Below are 13,211 nucleotides of genomic sequence, written 5' to 3'. Positions count from 1 at the left end.
GTCTATCCCCGGATTACCGCCCAGATGATCACTGCTTTCCAACGATTTTTTAAGTCCAAGATCGGTCTTGGCCTGACCATGGCGTTCCTGCTGCTGATCGGTGTAGCGTTTGCCAGCATGGATGTTTCGTCCACAGGTTCGCTTGGCGGTCTGTCTGGCGAAAGCAATGTGGCGGTTGTCGGCGATGAAAAAGTGAGCGCGCTGGATTTGAGCCAGGCGGCCACCAATGCGCTGGATCAGGTGCGGCAGAACAATCCCACCATCTCCATGCCCGCCTTCATCGCGGAAGGTGGTCTGGAAAATGTCCTCGACACGGTGCTGGACCGGACGGCGATCGCCGAATTTGGCCGCAAATACGGCCTGCGCGCCGGCGACAATCTGGTGAACAGCGAAATCCGCCGCATTCCGGCATTTCGCGGACCGGACGGGAATTTCAGTGAAGATGCCTATCGCGGTGCCTTGCAGCAGCAGGGGCTGAGCGATGTCGGCGTGCGGGACGATCTGGCGCAAGGCTTGCTCGCCCAGCAGGTGATGGTGCCCGTCGCCTTCGGGACGCAGCTGCCCGACAAGCTGACGAGCCGCTATGCCGCTCTCTTCAAAGAGCGGCGCACCGGGACGTTGGGCCTGTTGCCCAGCGCTCTGTTCGCGCCAGAAGAAGACGCTACGGACGCGCAGATGAAGGAATATTACGACGCCAATCGAAGCGACTATATCCGGCCCGAGCGGCGGGTTCTGCGCTACGCGACATTCGGACTGGATGCGCTGGGCGACCGCGCGGAGCCGACCGAGGAAGAACTGCGCGCACGCTATACCGAGAACAGCTCGGTATACGCGGCCAGCGAGGACCGGACATTCACGCAAGTTATCGTGCCCACGCAGCAGGCTGCCAATGCCATTCGCAACCGGGTCAATGCCGGCGGCACTCTGGCCGCCGCCGCCCGCGAGGCCGGGCTGGATACCGCGCAAATCGGACCGGTGTCGCGCGGTGATTTTGCCCGCCAGACCTCGCCAGCGGTGGCTCAGGCCTCGTTCGAGACTGCCAATGGCGCAATCGCCGAACCGGCGCGCAGCGGCCTTGGCTGGCATGTCGTGCAGGTCAACAACATCACCAGTGTCGGGGGGCGCAGCTTCGAGCAGGCACGCCGAGAAATTCTCGAAAGCCTGCGCACCGAAAAACGCCGCCGGGTGATCAACGAGATGGCCGCATCGTTCGAAGAGCGGCTGGCCGATGGCGAATCGCTGGGCGATGTAACCGACGAGCTGGATGTTGAAATCACGACCACGCAGCCCGTCACGGCTGCCGGTCTGGTCTATGGCACGCGCGACCAGCAGGTGGCCGAGATACTGCGCCCAGTGCTCGCAACCGCTTTCCAGATGGAAGAAGGCGAACCGCAACTGGCCGAGGCCGTGCCGGGTGAAACCTTCCTGCTGTTCGAAACAAGCACCATCACGCCATCCGCCACCGCGCCTCTCGCGGAGATCGAGAACGAGGTGAAAGCGGCCTGGAAAATGTCGCGCGGCTCTATTGCGGCAAAGGCGGCGGCCGACCGTATCCTGGAAAGGATAGGAGGCGGAACCACTCCAGCAGCCGCTTTCGCAGCCGAGGAAGTCCGCCTCCCACGCCCCGATCCGATCAACATTACCCGGGAAGAATTGCTGCAAAGCGGCCAGCGGGTCATTCCGCCTCTGGCGCTGTTCTTCTCCATGGCCGAGGGATCGACCAAGCGGCTGGAGGCAGAAAATGACGCGGGCTGGTTTATTGTCGGACTGGATGACATTGAGGCCGGTCTGATCGCCAGCGACGATCCGCTGTTCGCGCAGGCGAAGGCGCAATTTTCGCAGACACTGGGCAGCGAATACACCGCGCAGTTCATTGCGGCGGTCCGCACCGATATCGGCGTGGAGACCAATGACGAGGCTGTGGCCGCATTGCGCCGCCAGCTTCTCGGCAACAATTAGAGCGCCAACAGGGCTGTGACGCCTGCCGGCCTCTCCAACGCAGAGAATGCGCGCGCCTTGCTGGAGAGCGGCAAGGCCGCGCTGGTGTGGCGCGAACTGGTGGCGGACACCGAAACGCCGGTCGGCGCAGCGCTCAAGTTGATGGAGCCGGGACGCGGGGATTTCCTGCTGGAATCGGTCGAAGGCGGCGAAGTGCGCGGGCGCTACAGCCTGTTGGGGATCGACCCCGATCTGGTGTTCCGCTCCGATACTGACGGGGCCGCGATCAATCGCCAATGGCAGCGCGACAGGCTGGCGTTCGAGCCTGACACAAGCAAACCGACCGATGCCTTGCGCGCGCTGATCGATAGCAGCCGCATCGACGTACCAGAGGGCCTGCCGCCAGCGCTGGCCTGCGTGGTCGGTTACTTCTCCTACGAGACAATCGGGATGGTCGAGGATGTTCCGCGTGCCGGAGCACCGGGTCTCGGCCTGCCAGACATGGTCTTCACCCGCCCCACCCTGCTGCTCGTGTTCGATTCCCTGTCCGACCGGCTGTTCTGCATTGCGCCGCTCTGGCCCTCCGATGCCTCAGCCGATGTGGCGCTAGAACAGGCGGGCGAGCGGATCGACGAGGCATTGCGCAAGCTGGGTGAAGCGGTGCCATCCAGCGCCAAGCTCAGCGATTTGCCCGAAATGGAACCAGTCCATGCTATGGCTGGCGATGACTACGCGGCGATGGTTGCGCGAGCGAAGGACTACATCGTGGCCGGCGATATTTTTCAGGTCGTGCTGTCCCAGCGCTTTTCCTGCCCCTTTCCCCTGCCCCCATTGGCGCTCTACCGGGCGCTGCGCCGGGTAAATCCCTCGCCCTTCCTTTACCTGCTGGATCTGCCCGGATTTGCCGTTGTCGGCTCCAGCCCCGAAATTCTCGTCCGCTTGCGCGAAAACGAAGTCACCATCCGCCCGATTGCCGGAACCCGGCCACGCGGAGCAACGCGGATCGAGGACGACGCGAATGAACGCAGCCTGCTGGCCGACCCCAAAGAGCGTGCAGAGCATCTTATGCTGCTCGATCTGGGCCGCAACGATGTGGGCCGGGTGGCAAAGCGCGGCAGCGTGACCGTCACAGACAGCTTCACGGTCGAACGTTATAGCCATGTAATGCACATCGTCAGCAATGTGACCGGCCAGCTCGATCCCGAGCGGGACGCGCTCGATGCCCTGTTCGCAGGCTTCCCCGCAGGCACAGTCAGCGGCGCGCCGAAAGTGCGGGCATGCGAAATTATCGCCGAATTAGAGAATGATGCACGCGGGCCTTATGCGGGCGGCGTCGGTTACTTCGCACCCGATGGAAGCTTCGACAGCTGCATCGTCCTACGCACCGCCGTGGTGAAGGATGGCACGATGCATGTGCAGGCCGGTGCCGGAATTGTTGCAGACAGTGATCCCGCCTCCGAACAGCGCGAATGCGAGGCCAAGGCAGGTGCCTTGTTCGCCGCCGCTCGTGAGGCGGCGCGAGTCGCGAGCGAGCCGGGGTTTGGCCAATGAAAAAGCGCGCGACAGCAACCGTCGCTGTAGTTCTTGCGCTCGTCCTCGCGGCATGCGGCGATCAGGCCGAAGGCGAGCCTGTCACCCGCACCGAAATCGGCTCCGGCGTCAACACCGCGCAGGCAGCGAATGACGAGGTAGACGCTCCTGCAGCGCCAGAAGCAACTCCCGCTTCTGACCCCGCGTCGCCGTGCCAGCGGGTCGCCTATAAGGGCGCAACCCTGACGCATTGTATTGCCGACCCCAAGAACCACCGGGTCTCCATGACTCTGGGTCCCAAAGGCGCTTATTATCGCTCGTTCTCGGCGCTATCCTCGGCCCGGGGAGCCAGTGCGCAGCCGGTCGCCTTTGCGGTCAATGGTGGCATGTTCGACGAAGCTGGCGCTCCGGTGGGTTACTACGTCGAAAACGGCGAACGGCGGCGTGAACTCAACCGCGCGGACGGTCCCGGCAATTTCCATATGAAGCCCAACGGGGTTTTCTATGGCACCGACACTGCATGGCGCGTGCGGACGACCGAAGATTTCTACGCCAAGGTCAGCGACAGACCCCGCTTCGGCACGCAATCAGGTCCAATGCTGCTGATCGACGGGCAGATGCATCCGGAATTTCAGGAAGACGGCCCGTCAAAAATGGTGCGCAACGGCGTTGGCGTCGATCCGCAGGGCCGCGCGCATTTTGTTCAGTCCAATGGCGGCATCAGCTTCGGCCTGTTTGCGGCATTTTTCCGCGATGTCGCGCAGACGCCCAATGCGCTTTATCTCGATGGGAATGTCTCGGCCCTTTGGGTCCCGGCCGAGAACCGAATGGACGCAACCGTGCCTTTAGGCCCCTTGATCGTGGTCGAGAAACGGTAGAGTCGCGGCAAGCATGATCCTGGTCATCGACAATTACGACAGCTTCACCTTCAATCTGGTCCATTACCTGATGGAACTGGGCGCAGATGTGCGGGTGGAGCGAAACGATGCATTGTCCGCTCATGAAGCAATGGCGCTGGCCCCTAAGGGCGTCCTCATCTCCCCCGGCCCGTGCGCACCTTCAGATGCCGGCATTAGCCTGGACATGGTCGCGGCCTGCGCCGATGCGGCATTGCCCCTGCTGGGCGTTTGCTTGGGCCATCAGGCGATCGGCCAGCATTTTGGCGGGCTCGTGGTGCGCGGCGGGCTGATGCATGGGAAAACCAGCGCGGTGGACCATGACGGAACCGGCGTGTTCAGCGGTCTGCCCACCCCCTTTACCGCCACCCGCTATCATTCGCTGGTGGTGGAAGACATTCCGAGCGCGCTGCAGGTCAACGCAACTAGTGAAACGCCCGGTCTCGATGGCACCAGCGTCATGGGTTTCCGCCATCAAGACCTCCCCATTCACGGCGTGCAATTCCATCCCGAGAGCATCGCGACCGAGCACGGCCATGACCTGCTCGCCAACTTCATGAAATTGTGCGGCCTGACGCCGGAGAAACGCCCATGACATCCCTTCCCGATCCCGCGTTGCATCTGGACGAGGACGAGGCCGAGAAAGTTTTTGGCCAAATCCTCGATGGCGATGTGCCCGAGGACAATATCGAGGCCTACCTCACCGGTATGACCGAGCGCAGCGAAACCTCGGACGAGATCGCCGGCGCTGCGCGCGCCCTACGAGCCCGGCTGATTCCCATCAATGCCCCGGACAATGCGGTGGATTGCTGCGGCACGGGCGGCGATGGGCATCATACGTTGAACGTCTCGACTGCCGTCAGTCTGGTCGTCGCTGCCTGCGGCGTGCCGGTAGCAAAACACGGCAACCGCGCTGCCAGCAGCAAGGCGGGCGCAGCCGATACCCTGGAAGCGCTTGGCCTCGACATGGAAGCGGCGGGGCGCACGGCAGAAAAGACGCTTGCCGAACTGGGTATCTGCTTCCTGTTCGCCAAGAACCATCACCCCGCCATGGGCCGCATCCAGCCCATTCGCCTGCGGATCGGCAAACGGACGATCTTCAATCTGATGGGGCCGCTTTCCAATCCCGCGCGGGTCAAGCGCCAGCTGATCGGGATAGCCCGGCCGGGCTATGTGCCGATCTATGCAGGCGCCAAGGCACGGCTGGGAACAGAGCGTACGATGATTGTTTCAGGCGATGAAGGTCTGGATGAACTCAGCCTCGCAGGCGGGAACGAAATTGCCGATGTGATGGGCAACCGTTTCGATATGCGTCGGGCCGATGCTTCCTTTGTGGGCCTGCCCCACGCCCCTATCGAGGCCATCCGTGGCGGGGATGCAGAGCACAACGCGGCGGCTCTCAAAGCTCTGCTGCGCGGTACACCCGGCCCCTACCGCGATGCGGTGATTTTCAATGCGGCGGCGACATTGCTGGTTGCGGGAGTGTCGGAGGATTGGGAAGAAGCCGCAGCGATGGCCGCGCGCGCGCTCGATGAAGGGGATGCGCGCAAGCTCCTTGTCCGCTGGATCGACATGGCAGTCTAGGCGCGCACGCAATGAACAAGCTCGATGAGATTTGCGCCACCAAGCGCACCGAAGTGACTGCGCGGAAATCGGCGACCACCCTTGGGCGGCTGTCCGAGCAGGCGGGCAGGCAATCTCGGCCACGCGGGTTCGAACAGGCCTTGCGCCGCGCCTCTGCAAGCGGCTTCGGCCTTATCGCCGAGATCAAGAAAGCCTCCCCCTCCAAGGGCCTTATCCGCGCGGATTTCCGTCCCGCCGACCATGCCCGCGATTATCAGGCAGGCGGTGCTGCCTGTCTGTCTGTCCTGACCGATGCCCCTTATTTTCAAGGCCATGAAGATTATCTGGTCGCCGCCCGTTCCGCATGTGACCTGCCTGTCCTGCGGAAGGATTTCATGGTCGATCCATGGCAGTGTGCAGAGGCACGCGCTATGGGTGCGGATGCCATTCTGATTATCGTGGCGGCTCTCTCGGACGCCCAGATGGCCGAGATTGAAAGCGCCGCTCTCGAACATGATATGGACGTGCTCGTCGAGGTGCATGACGAGGCCGAGATGGAACGCGCGCACGCGCTACGCTCCCGACTGATCGGAGTGAACAACCGCGATCTGAAAACTTTCAACACCAGTCTCGAAACCACCGAGCGGCTCGCCAATCTGGCACCAGACGGCGCTTTGCTGGTCGGCGAGAGCGGCATCGCCAGCCATGCCGATTGCATCCGCCTGTCGAACTGCGGCGTGCGCACATTTCTGGTTGGCGAGAGCCTGATGCGCTCTGCCGATGTTGCGGCCGCGACCCGTGCTTTGCTGACTGGTAAATGAGACGGCTGTGCTGACCCGCCGCGATATGCCAGACACTACCCCATGACAGACCTGACCCATCTCGACGCCGCCGGAAAAGCCCGGATGGTGGATGTCGGCTCAAAGGCCGAAACGGCGCGCCGCGCGGTCGCGGAAGGGTTCATTTCCATGAGCGCCGAGGCCCTCACCGCGATCCGCGAAGGCACTATGCCCAAGGGTGATGTGCTGGCAGCCGCGCGCATCGCGGGCATCATGGCGGCCAAGAAAACCGGCGAATTGATCCCGCTGTGCCATCCGCTAGCTCTCGATGCAGTGAGCGTGGATTGTGCGGTCGAGGATACCCGCGTGCGCGTGACTGCAACCGCTTCTTTGACGGGCAAGACCGGCATCGAGATGGAAGCCCTGACCGCGACAAGCGTCGCCCTGCTAACCGTCTACGACATGGCCAAGGCGCTCGATAAGGGCATGGTCATCAGCGGGGTGCGTCTGCTGGCAAAATCCGGCGGTAAATCGGGCGACTGGCACGCCGATAACTAGCGGTCCCTGCGTGGGACGAAATCAGGAACGCCTGTTCCAGCCTATCCCCTCCAAAATGGCTGTATTGCTTGACTTTGGGAATTCTGTTCCGTAATCGTTCCGTATTCGTTCGCCGTCCGGTGCGCGAAGTCTGAATGGTAATGGAGGCTTGCCGATGCTCACGGCGAAGCAGCATGAACTGATCCAGTTTATCCAGCAGCGACTGGAAGAGACAGGGATTTCGCCCTCGTTCGAGGAAATGAAAGAAGCGCTCGATCTGAAAAGCAAATCGGGCGTGCATCGTTTGATTTCCGCTCTGGAAGAACGGGGGTTTATCCGCCGCCTGCCCAATCGCGCGCGGGCGCTGGAAGTGATCCGGCAGCCGGAAGACGCGGTGCCGGGCGCGGTCAAGAAGCCGCAAGCGGCCAATGATCTGGTAGGTGCGCGAACGTCCGCACCGGCCGCCTCGCCGCAGCCTGCCAATGATGTGATCGAGATCCCGCTGCATGGCCGGATTGCAGCAGGCGCTCCAATCGAAGCGCTGGAGGACTATCAGAGCCTGCCGGTCCCGGCGGCGCTGCTTGGCCCCGGTGATCATTACGCGCTGGAGGTTTCGGGCGATTCGATGATCGAGGCAGGCATTTTCGATGGCGATTTTGCGCTTATCCGCCGGACCAACACGGCACGCGACGGAGAGATCGTGGTGGCGCTGGTAAACAATGAAGAAGCCACGCTGAAATATCTCCACCGTGACAGCGGCAATGTCCGGCTCGATCCGGCCAATGCCGCCTACGAGGCGCAGGTCTACGCCCCTGCCCAGGTCGAGGTTCAGGGCAAGCTGGCAGGATTGCTGCGGCGCTACCATTAAGCCCATCTGGCCCCAGGCAGATAACATCCGGCCAGCGGTTCAAGGACCGCTGGCCGGATTTGTTTTCATGACAGAGAATTGTGCCAGTTTACCTTGGGTTTCCGCCCCCAAAGCCTTCGGTTCGCCCGCGCCACCAGCCATGCTGTCCTTGGGTGTCCGCCACTCGGGTGATTGTCTCGTCTGCGAGAACAATCGCCAGACCGCCGCTCTCGCTCAGAGTCCGCCGATCAGCCTTCAGCCAGCGCGGCAGACACGATCTCGGCAGATAACGATCCGCCACCACGATATCTGCGCGCTCGCAGGCAGCGGAAAGGGCGCGCTCGCTCACCAGATCGCGGCTGCGGGCCATCAATATTTGCCAAGTCCGCCCGCCCCGCTCGATCGCGATGACGCAGAAATCGCGCGAACATTCGGCCCCTTCCCAGTCAGCTAGCGGCACAACATCGCCCGAAGTGCCGGCCATCTCTTGCAGATTCTCGCGCGCATAGTCCGACCGGCTCTCCCGCAGCATCAGCAATCGCCGATCCTCGCCCGCAATGCCGACATGACGCCCGTCATCCGAAATCAAAATATCGGGAACGGGCGTGGCGATCATCATGGCCGTCCCGATAGCCGCCGGGACCAGCCCCAATGCCCGCTTGCGCCCCTTCCACAAGGCCAGCCACAAACCGCCAGTCACAAACATGGCGAAAGTAGCGTAAGACATTTGCGGCAACAGCTTTACCGCACCGGGCTGCGCCGAAGTCCAATGGGCAATGTCGAGCAGCTGATCGAGCGAGAACTCCGCCAGCCACCAGACCGGTTTGCCCAGGCCCACCAGATCAAGCAGCAGCGCCAGCGCTATCAAGGGCATCGAAACAAACGTCACCAGCGGGATCGCCACCACATTGGCAAATGCGCCGTAAACTCCCGCCCGGTGGAAGTGGAACAAGACGATGGGCATCAGGGCGAACTCGATAACCAGCCCCGTGACCAGCAGCATCGTGCCCCGCCGCGCCGTGCGGGCAAGCCAGCTCTCCTCCCGTGCGGCCAGAAACTCCTTCACCGGGTCGCAATTGTGCAAAGCGACGATCGCCAGCACCGCGGAAAAGCTCATCTGAAAACTGGGACCGGCCAGCGATTCCGGCCACAGGAACAGCACGAATGCCGCTGCCAGCGCGACCATGCGCAATGACAAGGCCTGCCGCCCGAGCGCCAGCGCGCCCAGCACCAGCAAGGCCGCTGCACAGCTTCGCACCGTGGGCACCTCCGCGCCCGTCAGCAAGGTATAGCCTATGCCCGCCAGCGCCCCGATCCCCGCCGCGACAACCGGCAGTCGGACGCGCAGGGCCAGCCATGGCCAAAGAGCCAGCAGCTTGATCGCCAAAAAATACGCGCCCGCAATCACTGCGCTCACATGGAGCCCGCTGATCGAGAGCAAATGGGTCAGCCCCGAATCGCGCATCGCCTCCTCGTCACGCTCGGCGATTGCCCCCCGGTCCCCGCTGGCAAAAGCCGCTGCGATGGTTCCTTCAGAGCCCGAAACATTGGCGCGAACATGGGCCGACAAGATGCGCTGCAACGCGCTGATCGGGTCCGAATTCGGTGGAGCGGGACTGACCAGATCGACCGGTCCGATGACCGATCCGGTCCCTGCCAACCCCATAAACCAGGCAGCACGGGCAAAATCATAGGCACCCGGAACCATTGGCGGCGCAGGGGGCATCAGACGGGCGCGCAGCCGCACCACTGCGCCTTCGACATAGGTGTCCCGCGCGTCCTCGGCATCCAGATTGACCCGGACCTTGCGCGCCTGCCCTGTCTCCGCATCGCGCATCGCCAGCACCAGCCTGATCCGATCGCGCGATGGCTGGTCTTCGCGGTCTAGGATCTGCCCGTTGAACTGGATCACGCGCGGGTATTCGAATGCCTCTGCGCCGACCACAGCCGACCGGCTCCAGATCAGGCCCACCCCCAGCGCAAATGCCAGCCCCAAGCCAATGCTCGCCATGCCGAGACGGACGCGCTCTTCTTGCGTGGTCCAGTGCCATCCGGTCAGGGCGAGCAGCAGGCCTGCGCCGATCGCCGCAGCCCATTGCCACGGCGCATCGAGCACGAACCATGCCGCGACCCCTGCGGCCAGCGCCACCGCCAGCCACGGCGCGCGCTCGAACCCGGCGTCCTCCAGCCCGTTCTCGAGCGTGTCGCCCACGCTGGACAAGCGCCAGCGCCCCTGCCAAGGCCTGTGCTGCAATGCAGCATCGCCCGGCACGGCTTCTCCGCTTCCCAGCGGAACTTCGGTTGCCCCACCCGATGCCATCAGATGTGAACTAGAAAAGGAAGCTGCCCCCGATGGCAAGCGAAAGCGACCATATGACCAGCGGCACGACAGGCGGAGTAGTCACGCGTTTTGCGCCCTCCCCCACCGGTTATCTTCATTTGGGCGGAGCGCGCACGGCCTTGTTCAACTGGCTGTTCGCCCGCCATCACGGCGGCAAGGCGCTGCTGAGAATCGAAGACACCGACGCCAAACGCTCGACCCAGGATGCCATCGACAAGATCTTGGAGGGACTCGATTGGCTCGGCCTCGATTATGACGAAGAGCCAGTGTTCCAGTCACAGCGCGCCGACCGTCACCGCGAAGTGGCGCTGGCCCTGCTGGAATCGGGCGATGCCTACAAATGCTTCGCCACTCCGGAAGAACTGGAAGCAACGCGGGCGGAGCAGCGCGCGGCCAAGCAGCCGATGCGCTATGATGGCCGCTGGCGGGACCGCGATCCCGGAGAAGCGCCCGAAGGCACGCCTTACGTGGTCCGCCTGAAGACGCCCACCGACGGCGAAACGGTGATTCAGGACGCTGTTCAGGGCGAGGTCCGCGTCGCCAATGCGGAAATCGACGATTACGTCCTTCTGCGCGCCGACGGATCGCCAACCTACATGCTCGCCGTGGTGGTGGACGACCATGACATGGGCTGCACCCACATCATCCGCGGCGACGATCACCTGAACAACGCGTTTCGCCAATTGCCGATTATCCACGCGATGGGCTGGGACGCGCCGGTCTATGCCCACGTCCCGCTGATCCACGGGGCGGACGGTGCCAAACTGTCGAAACGCCACGGCGCGGTGGGCGTAGAGGCCTACCGCGACGAGCTGGGCGTATTGCCCGAGGCGCTGTTCAACTACCTCCTCCGCCTCGGCTGGGGCCATGGGGATCAGGAAGAGTTTACCAAAGAGCAGGCGATTGCCCTGTTCGATATCGACGCGGTGGGCAAAAGTGCCTCGCGCTTCGACACGAAGAAGCTGCTCAACCTCAACGGGCACCATATCCGCGAGGCTGACAATGCCCGGCTGGCGCAGTTGGTGGCAGACGAACAGGGCGCCGATGCCGACGTCGCGCTGCTGGAACAGGCGATGGATGTGCTGAAGCCGCGGGCGAAGGATGTCCACGAGCTGAGCGATGGCGCGCGCTTTCTGTTCGCCAAGCGTCCTCTCGAGATGACCGAGAAAGCCGCCAAACTGCTCGATGAGGATGGGCGCGCAAGATTAGTACAGATTTCAGAGGCCCTAAAGGCGGAAAATAACTGGACAATCGAGGCCCTCGAAGCCACTACCAAAGCGCTTGCAGAGCGCCTCGAGCTGGGCCTCGGCAAATTGGCGCAGCCCATGCGCGCGGCGCTGACGGGGACGACCACGTCCCCCGGAATTTTCGACGTACTCGTCCTGCTCGGCAGAGAGGAGTCGCTGGCGCGGATCGACGCACAGGCGACGCCGAACGGCTGAAACAGCGGACGCAAAGAGATTTTTGAAGGAGAAACGCGGGTGGCGGACAATACGGCAACACTGGACGTTGGTGGCAATGCACACGACTATGCAGTCCTGAAGGGCAGCGTGGGGCCGGATGTCATCGATATCCGCAAACTCTACGGCCAGACTGGCGCGTTCACCTTCGATCCCGGGTACAAATCCACGGCGAGCTGCGAGAGCGCGCTGACCTATATCGACGGCAATGAAGGCGTCCTGCTGCATCGCGGCTATCCCATCGGCCAGCTGGCGGAACATTCCAGCTTCATGGAAGTCAGTCATCTGCTGCTGAACGGCGAGCTTCCCTCGCAGGAAGAGCTCGACGACTTCACCTACACCATCACCCGCCACACGATGCTGCATGACCAGCTGCGCCAGTTCTATCAGGGCTTCCGCCGCGATGCGCACCCGATGGCCATCATGTGCGGCGTGGTTGGCGCGCTTTCCGCGTTCTATCACGACAGCACCGACATTTCCGACCCGGAACATCGCAAGATCAGCAGCCACCGTCTGATCGCCAAGATGCCGACGATTGCTGCTGCCGCGTATAAATATTCCGTCGGTCAGCCCATGATGCAGCCGGATAATTCGCTGAGCTACACCGGCAATTTCCTGCGCATGACATTCGGTGTTCCGGCAGAGGAATATGAAGTCCAGCCCGCGATCGAACGTGCGATGGACCGGATCTTCATCCTGCATGCCGATCACGAGCAGAACGCGTCGACATCGACCGTGCGTCTTGCCGGTTCATCTGGCGCCAATCCGTTCGCGTGTATCGCAGCGGGCATTGCCTGCCTGTGGGGCCCGGCGCATGGCGGCGCCAACGAAGCCGCGCTTAACATGCTTCAGGAAATCGGCACGCCGGACAAGATCCCGCATTATATCGAGCGTGCGAAAGACAAGAACGATCCGTTCCGTCTGATGGGCTTCGGCCACCGCGTGTACAAGAACTACGATCCGCGGGCGACCGTCATGCAGCAAACGCTGCGTGAAGTGTTCGAAGCGCTGAACGTCACCGATCCGGTGTTCGAAGTGGCTCTGAAGCTTGAGGAAATCGCCCTGAACGACGATTACTTCAAGGAGAAGAAGCTCTTCCCGAATGTCGATTTCTATTCCGGCATCATCCTCAATGCGATCGGCTTCCCGACGACCATGTTCACCGCATTGTTCGCGCTCGCGCGGACCGTGGGCTGGGTCGCGCAGTGGAACGAGATGATCTCTGATCCCGGTCAGGTCATCGGCCGTCCGCGCCAACTCTACACCGGCCCGACGCAGCGCGACTACGTTCCGGTTGGCGAGCGCTAAGGACGTCTGAGC

11 protein-coding genes are annotated in these 13,211 nt (G+C 62.7%); 10 read left to right on the top strand and 1 reads right to left on the bottom strand.

What is annotated here, in order from left to right:
* The first annotated feature begins 24 nt into the window (after positions 1 to 24).
* The 8 genes from ACFCW2_RS12040 (at position 25) to lexA (ending at position 8,111) form a co-directional block, all read left to right on the top strand.
* Positions 25 to 1,959: a peptidylprolyl isomerase gene (locus tag ACFCW2_RS12040; protein WP_379546690.1), complete on the top strand. Its 1,935-nt coding sequence runs from the start codon at positions 25 to 27 to the stop codon at positions 1,957 to 1,959.
* A gap of 15 nt (positions 1,960 to 1,974) precedes the next feature.
* A complete protein-coding gene (gene trpE / locus ACFCW2_RS12035; protein ID WP_379546688.1) occupies positions 1,975 to 3,489 on the top strand; it encodes an anthranilate synthase component I in 1,515 nt (504 codons plus the stop codon).
* A complete protein-coding gene (locus ACFCW2_RS12030; RefSeq protein ID WP_379546686.1) occupies positions 3,486 to 4,346 on the top strand; it encodes a phosphodiester glycosidase family protein in 861 nt (286 codons plus the stop codon). The genes trpE and ACFCW2_RS12030 overlap by 4 nt, the downstream gene beginning before the upstream one ends.
* Before the next feature lie 13 nt (positions 4,347 to 4,359).
* On the top strand, positions 4,360 to 4,959 hold the full coding sequence (locus ACFCW2_RS12025; RefSeq protein WP_379546684.1) for an anthranilate synthase component II: 600 nt from the start codon (positions 4,360 to 4,362) through the stop codon (positions 4,957 to 4,959).
* Positions 4,956 to 5,948, top strand: coding sequence for an anthranilate phosphoribosyltransferase (gene trpD, locus ACFCW2_RS12020; protein ID WP_379546682.1), 993 nt, complete (start codon positions 4,956 to 4,958; stop codon positions 5,946 to 5,948). The genes ACFCW2_RS12025 and trpD overlap by 4 nt, the downstream gene beginning before the upstream one ends.
* 11 nt (positions 5,949 to 5,959) lie before the next feature.
* Entirely contained in the window at positions 5,960 to 6,748 is a 789-nt protein-coding gene (trpC, locus tag ACFCW2_RS12015; protein WP_379546680.1) for an indole-3-glycerol phosphate synthase TrpC, read from the top strand.
* A gap of 42 nt (positions 6,749 to 6,790) precedes the next feature.
* Positions 6,791 to 7,264 carry a cyclic pyranopterin monophosphate synthase MoaC gene (gene moaC, locus ACFCW2_RS12010; protein ID WP_379546678.1) on the top strand — a complete coding sequence of 158 codons (474 nt, stop codon included), beginning with the start codon at positions 6,791 to 6,793 and terminating at the stop codon, positions 7,262 to 7,264.
* A 154-nt stretch (positions 7,265 to 7,418) separates the two neighbouring features.
* Positions 7,419 to 8,111: a transcriptional repressor LexA gene (gene lexA / locus ACFCW2_RS12005; protein ID WP_379546676.1), complete on the top strand. Its 693-nt coding sequence runs from the start codon at positions 7,419 to 7,421 to the stop codon at positions 8,109 to 8,111.
* Positions 8,112 to 8,199: 88 nt separating this feature from the next.
* On the opposite strand, the gene ACFCW2_RS12000 is transcribed toward lexA, so the two are convergent.
* The gene (locus tag ACFCW2_RS12000) at positions 8,200 to 10,410 is read right to left on the bottom strand and encodes a ComEC/Rec2 family competence protein (RefSeq protein ID WP_379546674.1); all 2,211 of its coding nucleotides are present in this window, start codon (positions 10,408 to 10,410) and stop codon (positions 8,200 to 8,202) included.
* Positions 10,411 to 10,442: 32 nt separating this feature from the next.
* Here ACFCW2_RS12000 and gltX point away from each other — a divergent pair, with 32 nt between their 5' ends.
* Both gltX and ACFCW2_RS11990 read left to right on the top strand, forming a co-directional pair.
* A complete protein-coding gene (gene gltX, locus ACFCW2_RS11995; protein ID WP_379546672.1) occupies positions 10,443 to 11,873 on the top strand; it encodes a glutamate--tRNA ligase in 1,431 nt (476 codons plus the stop codon).
* A 39-nt stretch (positions 11,874 to 11,912) separates the two neighbouring features.
* The gene (locus ACFCW2_RS11990) at positions 11,913 to 13,199 is read left to right on the top strand and encodes a citrate synthase (RefSeq protein WP_379546670.1); all 1,287 of its coding nucleotides are present in this window, start codon (positions 11,913 to 11,915) and stop codon (positions 13,197 to 13,199) included.
* Positions 13,200 to 13,211 lie beyond the last annotated feature (12 nt).

The sequence above is a fragment of the Qipengyuania algicola genome (genome assembly GCF_042492175.1).
Classification (GTDB): Bacteria; Pseudomonadota; Alphaproteobacteria; order Sphingomonadales; family Sphingomonadaceae; genus CAJXSN01.
This window is presented reverse-complemented; position numbering and strand designations above follow the sequence as displayed.